Origin of the sequence: Paenibacillus sambharensis (assembly GCF_003233845.1) — a bacterium.
GTDB lineage: Bacteria > Bacillota > Bacilli > Paenibacillales > Paenibacillaceae > Paenibacillus_I > Paenibacillus_I sambharensis.
Window position 1 is genome coordinate 1 of the sequence record NZ_QKRB01000046.1, and the last position, 18,059, is coordinate 18,059.

At 53.6% G+C, this 18,059-nt stretch carries 16 protein-coding genes; 4 read left to right on the forward strand and 12 right to left on the reverse strand.

Features of this window, described 5'->3' with window-relative positions; genetic code table 11:
- Positions 1 to 46: 46 nt before the first annotated feature.
- Positions 47 to 2,116, reverse strand: a complete 2,070-nt coding sequence (locus DNH61_RS14775; RefSeq protein WP_111147457.1) for a methyl-accepting chemotaxis protein — start codon at positions 2,114 to 2,116, stop codon at positions 47 to 49.
- Between the two features lie 211 nt (positions 2,117 to 2,327).
- On the opposite strand from DNH61_RS14775, the gene DNH61_RS26440 reads away from it, so the two are divergent.
- Entirely contained in the window at positions 2,328 to 2,501 is a 174-nt protein-coding gene (locus DNH61_RS26440) for a hypothetical protein (protein ID WP_181438723.1), read from the forward strand.
- A 77-nt stretch (positions 2,502 to 2,578) separates the two neighbouring features.
- Here DNH61_RS26440 and DNH61_RS14780 read toward each other — a convergent pair whose 3' ends face one another.
- Positions 2,579 to 3,868 (reverse strand): aspartate aminotransferase type Ic, encoded by a 1,290-nt coding sequence (locus DNH61_RS14780; RefSeq protein WP_425452249.1) that lies wholly within the window; start codon positions 3,866 to 3,868, stop codon positions 2,579 to 2,581.
- Positions 3,869 to 4,161: 293 nt separating this feature from the next.
- On the opposite strand from DNH61_RS14780, the gene DNH61_RS14785 reads away from it, so the two are divergent.
- On the forward strand, positions 4,162 to 4,944 hold the full coding sequence (locus DNH61_RS14785) for a squalene/phytoene synthase family protein (RefSeq protein WP_111147618.1): 783 nt from the start codon (positions 4,162 to 4,164) through the stop codon (positions 4,942 to 4,944).
- A 161-nt stretch (positions 4,945 to 5,105) separates the two neighbouring features.
- Positions 5,106 to 5,933, forward strand: coding sequence for an adenosylmethionine decarboxylase (gene speD / locus DNH61_RS14790; protein WP_111147458.1), 828 nt, complete (start codon positions 5,106 to 5,108; stop codon positions 5,931 to 5,933).
- A gap of 118 nt (positions 5,934 to 6,051) precedes the next feature.
- On the opposite strand, the gene DNH61_RS14795 is transcribed toward speD, so the two are convergent.
- The 10 genes from DNH61_RS14795 to DNH61_RS14840 form a co-directional block, all read right to left on the reverse strand.
- Positions 6,052 to 6,897, reverse strand: coding sequence for a 1,4-dihydroxy-6-naphtoate synthase (locus tag DNH61_RS14795; protein WP_111147459.1), 846 nt, complete (start codon positions 6,895 to 6,897; stop codon positions 6,052 to 6,054).
- Positions 6,898 to 6,899: 2 nt separating this feature from the next.
- Complete coding sequence (locus DNH61_RS14800) at positions 6,900 to 7,619, reverse strand: futalosine hydrolase (protein ID WP_111147460.1); 720 nt, start codon at positions 7,617 to 7,619, stop codon at positions 6,900 to 6,902.
- Between the two features lie 189 nt (positions 7,620 to 7,808).
- Positions 7,809 to 8,303 (reverse strand): signal peptidase I, encoded by a 495-nt coding sequence (lepB, locus tag DNH61_RS14805; protein ID WP_245948190.1) that lies wholly within the window; start codon positions 8,301 to 8,303, stop codon positions 7,809 to 7,811.
- Positions 8,304 to 8,472: 169 nt separating this feature from the next.
- On the reverse strand, positions 8,473 to 10,662 hold the full coding sequence (locus tag DNH61_RS14810) for a heavy metal translocating P-type ATPase (protein ID WP_111147462.1): 2,190 nt from the start codon (positions 10,660 to 10,662) through the stop codon (positions 8,473 to 8,475).
- Positions 10,655 to 11,044, reverse strand: a complete 390-nt coding sequence (locus DNH61_RS14815) for an ArsR/SmtB family transcription factor (protein WP_111147463.1) — start codon at positions 11,042 to 11,044, stop codon at positions 10,655 to 10,657. Before DNH61_RS14815 ends, DNH61_RS14810 begins: the two co-directional genes overlap by 8 nt.
- 200 nt (positions 11,045 to 11,244) lie before the next feature.
- The gene (locus tag DNH61_RS14820) at positions 11,245 to 12,057 is read right to left on the reverse strand and encodes a DUF368 domain-containing protein (protein ID WP_342771449.1); all 813 of its coding nucleotides are present in this window, start codon (positions 12,055 to 12,057) and stop codon (positions 11,245 to 11,247) included.
- A 122-nt stretch (positions 12,058 to 12,179) separates the two neighbouring features.
- Positions 12,180 to 12,740 (reverse strand): VanZ family protein, encoded by a 561-nt coding sequence (locus DNH61_RS14825; protein ID WP_111147465.1) that lies wholly within the window; start codon positions 12,738 to 12,740, stop codon positions 12,180 to 12,182.
- Positions 12,741 to 12,906: 166 nt separating this feature from the next.
- Positions 12,907 to 13,722: a helix-turn-helix domain-containing protein gene (locus DNH61_RS14830; RefSeq protein WP_111147466.1), complete on the reverse strand. Its 816-nt coding sequence runs from the start codon at positions 13,720 to 13,722 to the stop codon at positions 12,907 to 12,909.
- Between the two features lie 46 nt (positions 13,723 to 13,768).
- Positions 13,769 to 14,776, reverse strand: a complete 1,008-nt coding sequence (locus tag DNH61_RS14835; protein WP_111147467.1) for a FecCD family ABC transporter permease — start codon at positions 14,774 to 14,776, stop codon at positions 13,769 to 13,771.
- On the reverse strand, positions 14,776 to 15,831 hold the full coding sequence (locus DNH61_RS14840) for a FecCD family ABC transporter permease (protein WP_111147468.1): 1,056 nt from the start codon (positions 15,829 to 15,831) through the stop codon (positions 14,776 to 14,778). The genes DNH61_RS14835 and DNH61_RS14840 overlap by 1 nt, the downstream gene beginning before the upstream one ends.
- A 300-nt stretch (positions 15,832 to 16,131) precedes the next feature.
- Here DNH61_RS14840 and DNH61_RS14845 point away from each other — a divergent pair, with 300 nt between their 5' ends.
- Entirely contained in the window at positions 16,132 to 17,667 is a 1,536-nt protein-coding gene (locus tag DNH61_RS14845) for a M14 family metallopeptidase (protein ID WP_245948191.1), read from the forward strand.
- The last annotated feature ends 392 nt before the right edge of the window (positions 17,668 to 18,059 follow it).

An 18,059-nucleotide genomic window follows, 5' to 3' on the forward strand; every position in this document is an offset into this window, starting at 1 on the left:
TGAATGACAACGGGGCTGCCCCTACTTACTACCTATCTATTAGATTTTATTCCCCAAGATTAAACCGTTTGACCGATTCCTGCAGCTTCGCCGCCATTTCAGCCAGCTGATGAGCAGAAGCTGTAATCTCTTGAATCGATGCCATCTGCTCTTCAACTGCTGCGGATGTGGTCGTCGCCCCTTCGGCCGAGTGCTCCGAAATCTTGGATAGCTCGTTCACCGAGGCCGCCACCTCTTCTGTGCCCGCCGAGATTTGCTCAGCTGTTGCGGAAATCGCTTGTATCTGCTCAATGATGCTGGCTGTGGACTGCTCAATATTCTGGAAGGCGGCCGCTGCAGCCTGACTTGTGCGAATCCCTTCATGAACTTGGTTATGAACATTCCCGTTCATATTCTTCGTTGCCCGTTCGATCAGCTGCAGCATGCTTCCGATGGCGGCACTGATCTCATCTGCTGTATGCTTGGACTGTTCGGACAGCTTACGGACTTCACCGGCAACAACAGCGAAGCCTCGTCCCGATTCGCCTGCTCTGGCCGCCTCAATCGCCGCATTCAAGGCCAGCAGGTTCGTTTGCTCCGCAATATCCACAATAGCCTGGTTCATCCCTCTCGTCTTATCCGACAGCTCAGTCAGCTCGTCCATGACTCCGGAGGTTTCCTTGACTGCCTCCAGAATCCGGTCCATCTGGCCCCGCACGTCATCGATCGTACGGCTGCCCGCTGCGACATCCTCCTCCGTTCTGCCTGCCGAGTCAACAATTGTTCCTGCTGAATTTGCGATTGAGCTGATACCGCTCGCCATCTCTTCCACAGCCCTTGCTGTCTGCTGAGCTGACTCCGCACCTGTTACGGCGCTATCCGCGGTTTGTGAAATAATTTCCGCTACATGCTGAACCGAGTCAGAGGTTTGTTCTGTACTTTCTTTAATCGTTTGCGACGATGTGGCAAGCAGCGCGGATGCGTGGCTCAGCTCGGTTACCATTGTCTGCAGAGAGAGCGTCATAGTATTGAAATCATGTGCAAGCTCGCCAAATTCGTTGCGGCTCGTTATGTTGACACGTTCATTAAGATTGCCTTCGCTAACCCGCTTAACACCTTGACGCAGTCTGCCCATCTGCACAACGAATACACGCACGATGAAGAACACGACAATAGCTGCAACCAGAGCGGATGCCCCGATAACAATCAGCGCCCGGATCAAAATCGGCTTAGCTGCAACCGTGTAATCATCCAGGGCTAATATACCGACTACTTTCCAGCCTGTCAGCTGATCCGCTCCGACATAAGTGCTGAGTTCCATTATCGCTGGCTGTTCAAGTACTTGAACGAAATGTACAATATCACGGCCTTCACGATTGACCGCTTCACTGTTTTTATCAACCGCCATATTAAAAGGCACGCCCGGCGCGTAGATACCTGCGTCAAATATGAAGCCTGACCCGGCAATAATTTTGTTCTCGGAATCAATAACAGCCAATGTACCCGTATCCCCTAATCTGGTACGCTTAACAATGTCAGAGAATGCCTGCAGGTCTGCTTTCAAGGACAAAATCCGGCCATCTTGCAGCGCCTTCGACACCATCACCGTCATCAGATTGGCAGCTGGATCAAAGGCTGTATCGGATATAACAGCTTCCCCATTCCTGGCTGCGCTTTCAGTAAACCAAACCGCATCTTTAAGAGCAGCGCCATCCTGCGGTTCAGGCAGAACAGCACCCGCTGTATGAATCATTTCACCCTGCTCGTCCACCAGTATAATGGATTGTATTTCCGGAAGCGCCTTAATCGATTCCGTAAGTATTCCTTCCACATCGGCTTCCTCACCGATCTCTTCCAACTGCCCTGACAGCTGATTAAGGCTGTTCACATGTGCCGTCATCCGGGTATGGGCATTATCCCTCACTAAATCCATATTCGAGTAGATCGATTCTTCAATCCGGAACCGGATTTCATCGTAAGCCTTCTGGTACGAAAAATAGCCGATCAGCACGCTGGGCACGACAAGCACCAGGAGAAAAGCAAAAATGAGTCTTGTTCTCATCATACGCGACTCGTGTGTACTGCGCTTCCACAGCCGCTTTGGCAGCTGCCTCTTCTGCGACCATAATTTCTTCAATGTTATCAGCACCCCTTAAGTAAGCATTATTCTACATTTATCGACAAAATAAGACACAACTTTAAGGGTAATGTTTTCCAGTACGACTGTTATTTTAATAGGCATCGGCATTAGAACAGGTGCTTCCTATTCGAATACTTTTCTAATAAACTTATATTACTTTCAACGAAGTGATTGAATCTCGATTTACGTGACACGATGGAGGAACAGCATGATCAACGTAGGGGACAAGCGAAGCAAACAATTGAACTATATCGGGTTGACCGAGCAGGATTTGACCTTCCTGAGCGAGCAGCGGGAAGACCAGGCTGCCAGCTCACAGGAACTCACATCCTTCGTTAACATGATTGAGACGGTTGCGAACGAGCTTGAGAACATCCAGTAAGCAATTCAATAGTAATAAGAAAGAAGCCCCGGGCAGGTCTGCAGCTGGCAGACTCGCCCGGGGCTTCTTATATTCCTTTATGCACCTGTTTCTTGCAGCTTGCGAATGCTTGCCAGCTTCACACAGATACAGAGCACGCGCATCGCCTTCTTCAGTTCCTCTAGCGTTGGATAGGTAGGCGCTATCCGTATATTCCGGTCCCTTGGATCATTGCCGTATGGATAGGTAGCTCCTGCCTTGGTCAGTGTAATCCCTGCTTCACCAGCTAGCCGGACAACTTCCCGGGCACAGCCGTCTATCGTGTTCAGGCTGATGAAGTAGCCGCCTTTGGGAGCCTTCCAGTCCGCAATCTCTCTGCCGCCCAGCTCCTCGTCAAGGATCTGAAGCACGGCATCGAACTTCGGTGCGACAATGGCTGCATGCTTCCGCATATGCTCATGCAGCGCATCCTTGTCCGGGAAATAACGGACATGTCTTAATTGATTGATTTTATCCGGGCCTATTGTCTGGAAGGACACCTGCTTGCGTATCGTTTCCAGGTTCCGCTCGCTTGCCGCCATGACGGCTACACCCGATCCAGGGAACGTGACCTTGGAGGTCGAAGCAAACATCAATACCCGGTCCGGATTGCCCGCTTCTCTGCATGCTTCTAACATATTCGCAAGTTCGGCCGGTTCATCCGTCAGATGATGAACACAGTATGCGTCATCCCAGAAAATGCGGAAGTCCGGCGCCTTGGCTTTCATCTCGGCCAGTCTGCGAACCACTTCATCCGAGTAGGTGATTCCCTCCGGATTACTGTATCTGGGTACGCACCACATCCCCTTGATGCTGCCATCCTCCCGGACAAGCCGCTCCACCGCATCCATGTCAGGGCCGTCTTCGAGCATATCCACGGTAATCATCTCGATATTGAAATGTTCGCAAATCGCAAAATGACGGTCGTACCCCGGACTCGGGCAGATAAACTTGATGCCAGGCACCTTCATCCAAGGTACCTCGCCGCCATATACGCCAGACAACAGCGCCCTTGCAACCGTGTCATGCATCATGGCAAGACTTGAGTTGCCGCCAACCATGACTTCACTCGGGCGCACACCAAGAATCCCGGCGAAGAAAACTTTCGCTTCCTTGATGCCATCCAGCCCTCCATAATTGCGGACATCAGGACCCTCCACATCGTGAAGGTTATCCGAACGGACGGTATCCAGCATGTTCATGGAGAGATCCAGCTGCTCGGGAGCAGGCTTGCCTCTGGACATGTCCAGGGACAGATGCTCCTGAACCACCTCTTCGTACTGCCGGCTAAGCTCACCATGAAGCTCCGCCAACCGCTCTGCACTCAACGTCTCATAAGCTTCTCGCAATGGCTTCCTCTCCTCTTCCTGAATTCATTACGCTTACACTACCTTAACATGGAAGCAGACAGCCAGCAACAGAGCAGAATACTCACAGTTGACGCAGCTTTCCCTTATTTATCTTCGCCGATGCGTTTAACTGATTACCAGGTTGGCTATACGTGTAATAGTAATAAAATTTATCTTCATGGTGGCAAGCAGGCGACGATTAGATAATCCACCCGAAGTATAGTATCATGAAGATAACTACAAAAGAGTTATTGGAGTGACGTGTCATTACTAAAACGATTGTGAATGGCGCCATGTCGATGCTGAAGAAGACAAGCCGTACGTTCTACATACCTATCAGCCGTCTAGAGCCTGGGCTTAAAGAAGCGGTCGCCTCTGCTTATCTTTGCATGCGTGCTATTGATGAGATTGAGGATCACCCGGATCTGCCCGATCAGACGAAGATCGATCTCCTCCGCGGAGTAAGTGAGGCGATTCGCGGCTTAGAACCCAGGACCGAGCTTGAAGCACTCCTCATCCCCCATGCGAATATTCTGCCGCCCGTATCGGTTCGTATCTATGAATGGCTAATGCTCTGCCCTTCATCCGCACAGGATATTGTGAAGCGTTACATTACCATGATGTCCGAGCAGATGGCGGAATGGGTGCACCGCAGATGGACCGTTCATACAGTAGCGGATCTGGATGCCTATACTTACAGCGTCGCCGGCATGGTGGGCGAAATGCTGTCCGAGCTGTGGCTGTGGTTTGACGGCACAGAGTCGGACCCTGTCAAGGCGGTTGCCTTTGGACGCGGCCTGCAGGCGGTCAACATTCTCCGTAACCGGAACGAGGATCTGGGGCGAGGCGTCGATTACTATCCGGAAGGCTGGGATAACGAAGAGATGATCCGCTATGCCAAGCGCAACCTGCAGCAGGCAGACAGCTATATAGCGGATTTAAAGCCGGGGCCGGCCCTGAAGTTCTGCAGCATCCCTCTTGCCCTGGCCCATGCGACTGTTAACGTCATTTCAACCGGCGGCACCAAGCTGTCCCGCCTGAATGTATTGGAGATTGTAAAGCGCGTTACCGGTTAGCCGGGTCCGAAACCTCTGTAGACAAGGTACTAGCCTTGTTTCGGAGGTTTTTTGTCGTTTCTATTGTAAAAATTGTCGCCACAGGCGATGAACAGCTTATTTTATGGGTAATATAACAACAAATCAAACATCTGGTTAAAGAAATGAGGGATAAAAAAACAATGGTACTCACACCTGAACAGCGTGTAACCCTTCACGGCTTCAATAATCTTACGAAATCATTGAGCTTTAATATGTACGATATCTGTTATACCCAGACCAAGGAAGAACGGGAAGCGTACCTTGAATATATTGATGAACAATATAACTCCGACCGCCTGAAGAAGATTCTCAAGCATGTGGCCGACATTATAGGGGCCCACGTGCTGAATGTCGCTCAGCAGGATTATGTGCCGCAGGGCGCTAGTGTAACGGTACTCGTCTCTGAGGGACCTATTGTGGAAGTGCCGCATGAAGCCTATCATGAATCGCCGGGCCCGCTGCCCGAATCGGTTGTGCTGCAGCTGGACAAGAGCCATATCACGGTTCATACCTATCCGGAATACCATCCGGACGAAGGCATCAGCACCTTCCGGGCGGATATTGATGTGTCAACCTGCGGGGAAATTTCGCCGCTTAAGGCGCTCAATTATCTGATTCATTCGTTCGATACCGATATCATGACGATCGATTACCGGGTGCGCGGCTTCACAAGGGATATCCATGGGCACAAGCTGTTTATCGACCACGATATCAGCTCCATTCAGAACTATATTCCGGATGAAGTAAAGGAAGAGTTCGATATGATCGACGTTAATGTCTATCAGGAGAACATCTTCCATACCAAGTGCAAGCTGAAGCAGTTTGACCTGAACAACTACCTCTTCGGCTATACGAAGGATAAGCTGACGGGCGAGCAGCAGGCCGAGATCACGGAGCGGCTGACGCTTGAGATGGATGAAATCTTCTATGGTAAAAATATGAGCAACGGCTCACCCGGTGTAAACTAATGACTAATTGTACGGCAAAAATCGCGGCGGGGCTGATGCAGTCCCGCTAACACACGGGGGCGTCCCTAAGCCTGGTATGGCTTAAGGACGCCCCTTATTGGGCTTGAGTAAGCTGTAATCAGCAGCTTCTGAGCAGAGCAGGATCAACCGCCGGCACCAAGCCTTCGGCAGCTGCCCTTGTGAGCAGCGCCTCCACTGCTGAATATCCATCCTCGCCAAGATCAGAGGAGAAGGAATTGACATAGAGGTCAATGTGCTGCTTGGCTACCTCAGGAGACATCTCCTGAGCATGGCTCATGACATAGTCACGTGAAGCCTCAGGATTCGCCCAGGCATACTGCAGCGAAGCCCGGACATATTCCGTCAGAGCCCTGGTGTCCATGCCTCTGCGGGCAATAATGGCTCCGAGCGGGATCGGCAGGCCCGTATCCGACTCCCACCAGCTGCCGAGATCAGTCAGCATGGTTAGTCCATAATTCTGGTATGTAAACCGCGCCTCGTGAATAACAAGGCCTGCATCAATTCGTCCGTCCCGCACCGCTGGCATAATATCATGGAAAGGCATAACGACAATCTCACCGACACCGCCTGGTACCTGCTGAGCTGCCCACAGCCGGAAGAGCAGATAAGCGGTGGAGCGTTCGCTTGGGACGGCCACCCGTTTGCCGGACAGCATTTCCGGCGTGCCCGCCTGCCCGTTCCCGCCGGCTGTCAGCACCAGCGGTCCGCAGCCGCGGCCGAGCGCTCCGCCGCAGGGCAGCAGTGCATAATCCGCCAGCACCCAGGGAAGCGCGGCATAAGAGATCTTCATCACTTCAGGGCCTTTACGCTCCGCTGCCAAGTGATTGGTTATATCTATATCCGCATACATAACCTCCAGCTCAGGCGCACCAGGGATCAATCCGCTGGCCCAGGCGTGGAATATAAAGGTATCATTCGGACATGGTGAATAGGCTATCTTCATCGTTACATTACCTCCCTTAACACGGCGCATGCCGACTCCAGTGATTGAAACGCATCTTGAATCCGCCAGGCCGCACGGTCCCGGGGACCAACCGCATTGGAGATCGCTCTGATCTCCATCACGGGCAGCTGAAACACCGATGCAGCCCAGGCTGCACCAAAGCCCTCCATCGCCTCGGCCGCTGCCCCTGGAACACGCCCTGCCAGTTCTGCAGCCTTCTCTGCCGTTCCGGTAACCGTGGCCAGCGTTAAGACAGGCGCCAGCCGGACAGGCATGCCGGCTGCCCGCAAGGCTTCTTCCAGCCGCTTAGAGGCCGCTTGGTCCGTGCCAAGCCGCGAACTGCCGAAGCCAAGGTGCTCCAGGCTGCTGAAGCCTTCTGCCGTTTCCGCTCCCAAGTCTGCAGCGATAATCTCACTTGCGACTACAATGGAGCCAATATCAGCCTGGCCGGCAAAGCCGCCCCCGATGCCCGCGCTGATGACCAGACTATAGTCTGAGGCAGATGCAAGCGCTCTTGTAGTGGAAACAGCCGCAGCTACCGGGCCGACGCCGCCTGCCATTACCTTGAACCTGTCGTCCTGCCCTATCCCGCGCAGTACAGCTTCACGTTCTGCCTCTACTGCCGTAATGATCAGAATGCTGCCCTGCCGTCCCTCTTCCTTCTGTTTACTTGTAACGGCTGCCGACTCAGCCCTTGGTTGCAGAGATTCTTTACCATCCATGACGCGCTTCTCCTTTTGTCCTCGCTGTATTGCAGTCCGATTGTCTGTCCAGACCAGTGTATCAGCTTCGGCAGCGGTCTACAAATTTTGCAGCCTGGGAAACCGTACAAAAAAACCAGTATCTCATAAGAGAACTGGCTTTACATTTGCATTCTGAGTTCTGCGTTCTGCGGCTGCTTCCGCAGGACTTTACTCGCCGTAGAGCAGATGCGTCGGGATGTCGAACAACACTTTCCCCACTAGCGCATCCCTGCTCACGAAGGGCGTATCCCACATATGGGAATCATAGCTGTCATTACGGTTATCCCCAAGGAACAGGTAATGCTCCTCCGGCACTTCAACCGGCCCGAACGTATACTGCATAGGCTCCATAATGTAAGGCTCATCTACAGCAGCACCATTCCGGTACAGCATACCGTCCTTCACCTCAATCGTGTCGCCCGGCAGGCCGATCAGCCTTTTCACATAGCGCTTGTCTTCATTCGCAACCGGAGGGTAGAACACAACGATGTCCTGGAAGGAGAGCTTCACATCCCAGGGCAGCTTCTCCACAACTAGCCGGTCGTGAATCTGGATGGTTGGCAGCATGGACCCCGACGGTACTTCCATAGCTTCCGCTACATAGGAACGGATTGTCAGAGACAGGATAAGTGCAAGCGCCAGTACCGGTATCCATTCTTTCAAGAACTTCTTCACCTTCATCAGATCTACCTACTTTCGTTTCAAGTTCGTCATTCGGATTGTAATGTACTCATATGCCTATTAGTATTTTACAGCAGCTATTGGTATAAAATCAAAAAACAAAGAGAGACCGTTCCCGGCCTCCCTGTTTCTGTGATTCTTCTAAAAGCCTCTACTGCTGGTTATCGTGCCCCGCGTCCCTTACCCGCAGCAGCCGCATGCTGTTCAAGGTAACGGCGAGCGTAGCGCCCATGTCGGCCAATATGGCAATCCAGAGGGTTAAGAGCCCCGGAGCCAGGAGGGCCAGCGCAGCCGCCTTAATCCCCAATGAGAAAACGATATTCTGCTTGATTATACCGACTGCCCTGCGGCTCAGCTTGATGGTGAACGGCAGCTTCTCCAAGTCGTCGGCCATCAGCACAATATCCGCCGTCTCAAGCGCCGCATCCGAGCCCGCTCCTCCCATTGCAATCCCTACATCAGCCGAAGCAAGGGCAGGTGCGTCGTTGACTCCGTCTCCCACCATAGCCACATTTCCATACTTCTCCTTCAACCCCTTAACCGCTTCTACCTTATGCTGAGGCAGCAGCTCAGCCCGGTACTCATTCACACCGACTTCGGCAGCTACCGCCTCCGCAGCCAGCCGGTTGTCACCAGTCAGCACAGCCGTATGCATAACGCCTGCCTGCTTCAGTGCGGCTATCGTCTGCCTGCTCGTAGCGCGCAGCTCGTCCGCCACCGCGATCAGCAGTTCAATCCCGGAACCGGACCCCGCAGCCATTACCGTCTTGCCCTCCGCCTGAAGCCTCTCGATCTGTTCCGTCAGGCCGCCGTACTGCTGCGAATCAGCCAGCAGCTCCGCAAACAGCCTGGGGCTGCCTACCTGATACAAGCTGCCTTCTACAGCCGCCTGGGCGCCAAGTCCTGTCATGGACTTGAAGTTCTGCGCCTGCGGCAGAACAGCTCCGCTGTCCTCCGCCTTGCGGACTATTGCAGCTGCAAGCGGATGCGTGGAGCCCTTCTCGACTGCGGCAGCTTTGCCAAGCGCCTCATGCAGGGATGCTTCTCCTACCGGGACCAGATCGGTTACAACCGGAACACCGCGGGTCAAGGTACCCGTCTTATCGAATACGACGGCCTTTATTCTTCCGGCTTCCTCCAGATATACACCTCCTTTGATCAATACGCCGCGCTTCGCTGCACTGCCAATCGCCGTAACAATGGCAATCGGCGTCGAAATCACCAATGCGCATGGGCAGCCAACAACAAGAACAGCCAGACCCTCATATACCCAATGTGACCAATCCGCTCCCCCGATCAAGGGAGGCAGAACCGCTACGCCGAGTGCCACCAGCATGATGAACGGCGTATAGTAGCGGGCGAACCGGTCAACGAATGCCTGCGAAGGCGCCCTCTCGGCCTGGGCCTCCTCAACCAGGTGAATAATTTTGGCCAGCGTCGTGTCCGCCGAGGTCCGTGTGACCTCAATTATCAGCAGGCCCTCGCCATTGATCGTGCCGGCAAATACCTCATCTCCATCCCGCTTCCATGCAGGAATTGATTCGCCTGTAATGGCCGCCTGATTGATGCCGGACTCTCCGTTTATAATCACACCATCCATGGCAATCTTCTGTCCGGGCTTTACAACCATGCGGTCGCCCACACGGATATCCTCGACAGGTATTGAGACCTGTCGGCCGTTCCGTTCAATCGTCGCTTCCCGGGGAGCGATATCCATCAGGGACCGGATCGACTGCCGGGCCTTGTTCATGGAATAAGACTCCAGTGCCTCACTGACCGCAAACAGGAGCACGACGATGGCTCCTTCGCTCCATTCGCCGATTATCGCAGCACCAATTACCGCAATCGTCATCAGCGTATTCATATCAAAGCGAAGACTGGCCAGATTGCTTATTCCCTTCTTGAACATCCCGTACCCGCCTGTAATAATGGATGCGGAGAAGAGCATGATAGACAGAAGGCTCTCTTCCCAAGCCTGCAGCCAGAGGGCAATCACCCCTGCAGCGAGCAGCAGGCCGGATGCAATGACAGTCAGCACCGCCTTGTTTCGCCAGAACGGCTCCTTAGGCCGCTCTTCCACGCGCTGGTGCTCGGGATATAGCTTCAGGCGCTCGAATTCTCCCGCCTTCTCCAGCTCACCCAGCGATGCGGAGCCATAGACAGTGATTTTCGCCGCACCGAAGTTAACCTGCGCCTCCGTAACGCCCGGAAGCTCACGCACCTTCTTCTCGAAGGTTCCTGCACAGCCTGCGCAAGTAAAGCCCTGAACCCGATACACATGCCGGTCCCGTTCGTCTGCACCTGCTGCTGCACTATCCCGTCCGCCTTCCGGATTAGCCATGAAGCTCACCCTCCATTCCATGCGCTACAGCATTCCTGACCAGCTCCCGGACATGCTCATCATCCAGTGAATAGAACACCAGCTTGCCGTCCTTGCGGGATTTGGCCAGCCCCTTGTCACGCAGCAGCCGGAGATGATGAGAAGCAGTCGCTGTACTGGAACCAATGACATGAGCCACGTCGCAGACGCACATCTCGTCTTCAATAGTCAACGCATAGGCGATTTTCATCCGGGTTTCATCGGCCAGCGCCTTGAACATCCGTACCGGCACAGTCAGCTGCTGCTCGGACAGATTTTGCTGGACTCTCTGCACCTTCACTTCATCAAAGCATTCGATCTCACACAGCTCGCCATGCCGGGAACTCTGCTTAGTGGTTACCATAGCTAATGCCACCTTTCAGTAAAACATTCAAACGTCCATTTGATTATAGTGTACTGCATAATGAAACTATATTCAAATACTCGTTTGAATGTGTGTCGGGATTCCCGCTGGCTGGATATCAAAAAAACCGCCTGCTCCCTTTTACAAAAAGGGAACAGGCGGCTTATAAAGCGATGTATCCGATAGAAAATGCTGCTTGCTTAGCGGTCAAACCGACCAATCAGCAAGGAAGCCCCGTAGCCGACTACAAGCATGACCAGACAGATCAGAAGCGTACCAATCTGCGAGGTAAAGCCAGGGAACACAACCACAATGGAACCCACCACCATACCGATAATGACAGCGTAAGTCCCCACTGTATAATGGGCGAGCAGGAAGTGAATCAGTCTGCTCATGACAAGAATGCCGATCACGACTCCACAGCCAACCACACCAATGACCAGCAAATTCCGGTCCGATAATGCCCCGATAACGGTCGGGTAAGCGCCAAGCAGCAGGAGCACGAAAGAGCCGCTGATGCCCGGCAGGATCATGGCTGAGCTGGCAAGCCACCCAGCAAAGAACAGGAAGATATAATCTCCGGCCGTGAAATTCTGGATTACGCTATCGAGCCCGTCCTCCCGGGCAAAAGCAGTCAGCGCCACGAGCACGGCTGCTATCGCAACCAGCAGATAGTGCGAGGCGCGAAACGACTTTCTATACTCAATTTTCCGCAGAAGCAGTGGAATAATGCCCAGAATCAGACCCAGGAAGAAGAAGAAGGTTGGTTTCGGGTGATGCTCCAGCAGCCATTCCATCAGACCGCTTAAGGTGAACACCGCTGCCAGTATACCGATTCCAAGCGGTATCAGGAACGCAAAATGCTGCTTCCAATTGCGACTGAAGATGCCGTTAATGGCCTCCAGCAGCTGCTTGTAGATACCCAGCGCGAGCGCCATCGTCCCGCCGCTGACTCCCGGAATCAGATCGCTGATCCCCATCACTGCGCCTCTAATGATATTACGCCATTCCATCACGACTCACTGCTCCTATTCCACATTATAATATCTGTCTCTAAACTGCACCCGTAACAGGCTGTCTCCATTTTACAATATGTAGCATGCATAATTCGAGCATTATTATCCGCATTCGCCTATTACTTGAAACTTGCCTTATCGGCCAGCCTTCGGAGTAAAGGGACTGCTGTTATAATTCGATACAATACGTATCCAATCCCTGCACCTATCGTGTTAAAAATCAAGTCATCCACATCGGAATTCCGGTGACCGAGCATATTCTGGCTGATTTCAACGGCAAACGATACAGCCAGCCCAAACAGGCAGGTCAGCAGCAGGCTGTGGAATGCCTTGTGCAGCATAGGCGCCATCATGCCAAGAGGGACAAACAAGGCAATATTTCCTCCTGCGTACAACAGTCCGAAGACCGGGATGCCGTCCTGCATTCTTCGGAACTGCCGGATCGTCTCCTGCAGGGGAACCGTATTGTCGAATGGCAGGGGCAACAGCGGCCAAGTAAGTCCGCGCAGCGGAAAGAAGGTCATGTACAGGAAGCCCATGACATAAACGAAGCTCACCTGCATAAAGATTTCGTGGAGCACGCGATGCCGCTCTCTTCTACGGCTCCGCCACAGCCGGATTCTCCTTCTCTCCCAGATGATAACTGCTATAACAGCAAAAATGATGAAGCCGGTATCCAAGACAGAACAAACCCCTTTCTAAAGGCTAATTGTAACCTATACCGGATTACGGGGGCAATGGACCTGTCCATACAAAAAGCCCCCAGTCAGCCAGCCGGATACCGGATGAGCTGTAACTGAAGGGCTCGATTTAACAAACTCTTACTATTATTGCTGCTGCAGCCAATCAGGCCTCATACTCCCGTTTGGAGAAGCGGCTCGGCGACAAGCCGAAATGCTTCTTGAACGAACGGCTGAAATAATAAACATCCTGATAGCCGACCAAATGCGAGATATCCTTAAGCGAGGCGCGTGATGTAACCAGCATTTGCTTGGCGCGCTGCATGCGGATCCGGATCAGGTAATCGATCGGACTCATCCCGACATGATTTTTGAACAGGGTTGCATAATACCCCACGCTCAGGTTCGCCAGCTCAGCCAGGCTCTGAAGGGAGATCGGCTTCATGTAATGCTGCTGCATGTACTCCTTCGTCCTCTCCACCGCCTGAAGGGCCTCACGGTCCTGACAAACCTCCTCGCCATAGGCAAGCAGCCGTGAGAGGAAGGTATAGAACAGCGCTTTGGAGCGGAACTGCTCAATCTTGCCCGGCTTGTTCCAGTTGTGCAGCATGTCCTCCAGCACCTGAACATCGCCCTCCACATCCGCTGCATTCAGGAAGGAATGGGAGCCTTCCGGATCAGTAGGCATTTCACCCGAAGCATCGCTGTACAGGATCATATAAAATTCCAGCGGCATACTGTCTCTTGGAACGGAAACCGTCATTCTCCGGTCCGCTTCCATATGGAAGACACTTCCTCTCGAAGCTTCGTAATAGCTGCCGTCAAAGCAGAATTCACCTATGCCGCCGCGCACATAGACGAAACACGAAGCGGGCACTGCATAAGCATGCTGCTCAGCACCGGGCTCCTCCACCGTGTTAAATACCCCGACCAGCGAGAAGGATGCCTGCCCCAGCCGGTCGATTAACCAGGATCGATTCATTATCCCCACTCCTTTCCCTATCAACGCATTCAAGCAGTTTGTCTGTCTATCTTGTTCTTAGCAGCAAGTAAATAAAATATGGCGCTCCAATAATAGCCACCACTATACCCGCAGACACCTCGGTTGTACCCAGAATCACGCGCCCGATCGCATCAGCTGCGAGCACCAGCAGCGCACCCGTCATCGCACTTGCCGGGATCAGATACTGATGCTGCGGACCAATAAGCCTTCTTGTCAAATGTGGGGCGAGCAGGCCCACGAAGCCGATTCCGCCGCCTACCGCAACACATGCCGCTGCCAGCGCAACGGCTGCTGCTATCAGGGATTGCCTGGTACGCTCTACAGCCGTGCCAAGTCCAATGGCCACCTGCTCTGTCAGCGTAATAATATTCAGATGACGTGCATATAGCATCGTCAGCGGTACCAGGATCACGATCCATGGAAGCAGGGCAAGCACGTACTGCCAATTCGTTGCCCAAAGCGTACCTGCCAGCCATGTATATACAAACTGGTATTCATTCGAATCCATCATCGTGGCAAGAACCATCATGGCAGCATTGATACCGGCTGCCAGTGCCACACCAATGAGCACAATCCGGATCGGGCGGATGCCCTCTCCCCGCTTGTATGACAGTATGTACAGTGCTGCAGCTGTTGCGAAGGCTCCAAGCATGGCGACTACAGGCAGGGCAAAGATCGAGCTGAAGGTGCCCATCAACCCGGAAATCACATACAGGCTGACACCCAGACCCGCACCGCTCGTAATGCCAAGGATAGCCGGATCAGCCAGAGGATTGCGTGTTACAGCCTGCAGTACAGCTCCCGAGACGGCCAGACCGGCGCCTACAAGAATGGCCAATACGATGCGGGGAAGCCGGAACTCCAGCAGCACCAGCTCCTGCTTGGGTGTACCGTAGCCGAACAAAGTCTTCACGATGTCAACCGGCGGGATCCACTTATAGCCCATATTCGCGCTCGCCAGAAACATCAATACAATTGCACCGCCCAGGATGCTCATCACGAGCGCGGACCGGCTGCTCCTGTTGATGCTCATCAGAACTCCCTCCTTTCTTTCCTGGCAACATAGAGGAAGAAAGGTACGCCGATCATGGCGATCAGGGCGCCAAGGGGAACTTCCCTAGGAGGGTTGATCATGCGGGCGCCAAAGTCGCCAGCGACTACCAGGATAGCACCCAGCACGGCCGTACAGGGAATCACCCAGCGGTAATCCACCCCAACCAGCGAACGAGTCAGATGAGGGATGACCAAGCCCACGAAGGCCACCGGGCCTACGAGTGACACACTGCCGCCTGACAGCATGAACACAATGACCAGACTCGCCAGCCGGATCAGTCCGGTCCGCTGCCCGAGCCCGGCGGCTATTTCCTCGCCCAAACTAAGAACCGTAATGGAGCGTGCCAGCACAAATGCTGCGAGCAGCCCCGCGATAATCCATGGAAGTGCAATCTGTACCTGTATCCACCGGGTACCCGCAACGCCGCCAGCAAACCAGAAGGCCATCTCCTGGCCGACGCGGTAATGAAGCGCAAGCCCTTGACTGACCGCCAGAAACAATGCCGAGATAGCGGAACCAGCAAGCACCAGACGCACTGGGGAAAGTCCTCCCCGCACAGCGGAGCCTATGCCGAAGACAAGTGCTGTTGACATGGCTGCTCCTGCAAAGCAAAACAGCATAATGCCTTGATAGCTCTGAGCCGGAAAAAATGCAAAGCTGACTGCAAGCATAAGCGTTGCACCTGCATTAATGCCCAGTATGCCGGGATCAGCCATTGGATTGCGTGAAATACCCTGCATGATCGCACCGCTCACGGCAAAGCTGGCTCCTACCAGCGCGGCCGCTATTGTCCGCGGCAGCCGGAGCTCATAGATGATCTGATGGTCGGTAATAGCCGGGTTAAAAGCAATCAGCGACCGCCATACCTCGGCGAAGCTGATGTTCCGCGGACCAAATGCAATGGCAGCCCCCATCGCCAGGATCAGGAGGGCTGTCCCGGCAATCAAGATCAGAATGGCATTAACAGGCCTGGCCTTAACTGCCGGTATAGCTTGTTTACCAGAGGTCGGCGATTGCTGCGCCGAAGAATCCATATGTTCACCTACATCCAGTAATGAGAATCATTTTCACAACTCACATCTCCATTATTTGAGAAAGATTCTCATTTGTCAATATTTTTCTTCATGGTATGCTCATCAATCTTTCATGTCATGGCATGTTTTTCATTATAGCGAAATCCCGTTTTGCTTGCGAATATTGAATATTCTCTCCCATGCACCCGGGAAGGAAACGGCTTGCCTTTTGTCGAATGAAGTCAGATCGGCCCTTAGATTGTTGTCACCTTCGTAAAGGCCATTTCTACTGACTATATGCGAAAGAGAGGACCGTACCGTATGTTATCCCGGTCTCAAGCAAAGCGCGGACTTATTCTTCTTATGAGCTTCGTCCTGTTCAGCAGCATCGTGCCCTTATCAGGCTCCGCCCAAGCGGCAGGCTCCATCGTGAACCCGAAGCAGACCTACACGTACAATATCATGGTCCAGGATCTTAAGAAGCTGGAGCAGGCTTACCCGGAGCTGATCAAGACGCAAACCATCGGCAAAAGCGAATACGGTCGTGATATCTGGTCAGTTGATCTGGGCAGGGGACCTGCGGTAATTATGCTGAACGGTTCTCATCATGCCAGAGAATGGATGACAACCATCCTGCTGATGACCATGGTCGACCGTTACGCACAAGCTTATGTCCGGAATACGGCGTGGAACGGTTATGCCGTTCGGGAGCTGCTTGATCACGTTACCTTCCGAATCGTTCCCATGGTTAACCCGGATGGCGTAACCCTTCAGCAGCAAGGGCTGTCCGCCTTCCCGGAAGAGGATCATGCCGCTCTGCTGAAGATGAACGGCGGCAGCCGGAACTTCAAGCGCTGGAAGGCCAATGCCAAGGGGATTGATCTGAACAGGCAGTATCCGGCTGACTGGACAGGCATCCGAAATCCTGCCCCGGGGCCTTATTACATGAATTATAAAGGCGTTAAGCCGCTGCAGGCCAAGGAAGCGCAGGCTATGGCAGAAGCTACCCTTGCCGCTTCACCGGAGCTCGCGCTGGCCTACCATTCGTCAGGCGAGATTGTTTACTGGCATTTCCACACCAAGCCTGCCAGCATCGCCCGCGACAAGGCGCTTGTCCGGCGTTACAGCGCCATGACAGGCTACCGCATTGTTACCCCGACGGCCAATCCGTCTGGAGGAGGCTATACCGACTGGTTTATCAGCACCTTTGACCGCCCCGGCATGACACCAGAGCTTGCCCGCGCTGCCGGAGAGGTTCATGTACCCCTCACCGAGTGGGACCGGATCTGGAGGCAGCACCAGAATACCGGCTGGATGCTGGCGGCAGAAGGATACAGCCTCTGGATGGGCCGTCAGCAGGCTGTCAAGGCTGATCATGAGCTCCGGCTGACACGGACAGAGCGGGCTTCCAAGTGGCCGCAGCTCAAATCCGCCAAGCTCGATATTGTGTATCCTGGACGCTATGAGATTCTTAGAGTCAAGGGAGACTGGGCGGAGATCGCAACAGCCTCCGGCTCCAGATGGATCAGCAGCGGTGCTGCCGTACAAGGCACCTTCGAGGTTCTGCAGGATACCCGGCTGGAAGTCTCACCATCGACCGGTCTGTACGCCTCACCGCTGGACCGGCAGCCAACGTCAGCACGACTGTCCCGCCAGACGGTACAGGCTATAGAACGCTGGCAGGATTGGTACCTCATATCGACCTTCAGCGGAGCCCTCTGGGTGAAGGAATCGGAGGTCAGTACAGTTGGCACGTCAGAGCTTTCCGGGCAATCTGAAGCACAGGCTGAACAAGAGCTGAATGCCGAGCAGTCCGAGACGCAGCCTCAACAAGGGCTGAATGCCGAGCAGCGCTAGACGCGTCTAAGCCACTGCTGCCTGTCAGGCAGAGTCAAGCGCAGCCTGTGCAGCAGCATGCAGCCGTACCGGTCCTGTTCGATCAGAAATAACTCTCATAATATAACGGATGTGAAAGCGGTCGGCCAGGAGCCTATTCCTGACCGGCCGTTTGCCGTTTCCCGGGTTCAATGCCGCTCACTGGAGCAGCAGCTCTCGTTTCACGTAATGGAACCCGGACTCTCCCGCTGCCCACCCTGGTATGTTTAACGAATCCTAGACACGTTAATTGCCATAAATCGAAGCCTGCTCAATTGTAACGATTTTCAGCAACGCTAATCGGGGATTTTCGGTGAATTACTGGTTTATCAGAGTAATAACGGTGCTCAGATTCGTCCCTCGTATTTCAGGAG

What these genes read in the sequence shown, in the direction of transcription:
- DNH61_RS14830 (WP_111147466.1), bottom strand. Translation starts at nt 13,722, where the DNA reads ATGAATCGATCCTGGTTAATCGACCGGCTGGGGCAGGCATCCTTCTCG.
- DNH61_RS14840 (WP_111147468.1), bottom strand. Translation starts at nt 15,831, where the DNA reads ATGGATTCTTCGGCGCAGCAATCGCCGACCTCTGGTAAACAAGCTATA.
- DNH61_RS14795 (WP_111147459.1), bottom strand. Translation starts at nt 6,897, where the DNA reads ATGAAGATAGCCTATTCACCATGTCCGAATGATACCTTTATATTCCAC.
- DNH61_RS14815 (WP_111147463.1), bottom strand. Translation starts at nt 11,044, where the DNA reads ATGGTAACCACTAAGCAGAGTTCCCGGCATGGCGAGCTGTGTGAGATC.
- DNH61_RS14845 (WP_245948191.1), top strand. Translation starts at nt 16,132, where the DNA reads ATGTTATCCCGGTCTCAAGCAAAGCGCGGACTTATTCTTCTTATGAGC.
- DNH61_RS14785 (WP_111147618.1), top strand. Translation starts at nt 4,162, where the DNA reads ATGTCGATGCTGAAGAAGACAAGCCGTACGTTCTACATACCTATCAGC.
- speD (WP_111147458.1), top strand. Translation starts at nt 5,106, where the DNA reads ATGGTACTCACACCTGAACAGCGTGTAACCCTTCACGGCTTCAATAAT.
- DNH61_RS14800 (WP_111147460.1), bottom strand. Translation starts at nt 7,619, where the DNA reads ATGGATGGTAAAGAATCTCTGCAACCAAGGGCTGAGTCGGCAGCCGTT.
- DNH61_RS26440 (WP_181438723.1), top strand. Translation starts at nt 2,328, where the DNA reads ATGATCAACGTAGGGGACAAGCGAAGCAAACAATTGAACTATATCGGG.
- DNH61_RS14835 (WP_111147467.1), bottom strand. Translation starts at nt 14,776, where the DNA reads ATGAGCATCAACAGGAGCAGCCGGTCCGCGCTCGTGATGAGCATCCTG.
- DNH61_RS14810 (WP_111147462.1), bottom strand. Translation starts at nt 10,662, where the DNA reads ATGGCTAATCCGGAAGGCGGACGGGATAGTGCAGCAGCAGGTGCAGAC.
- DNH61_RS14820 (WP_342771449.1), bottom strand. Translation starts at nt 12,057, where the DNA reads ATGGAATGGCGTAATATCATTAGAGGCGCAGTGATGGGGATCAGCGAT.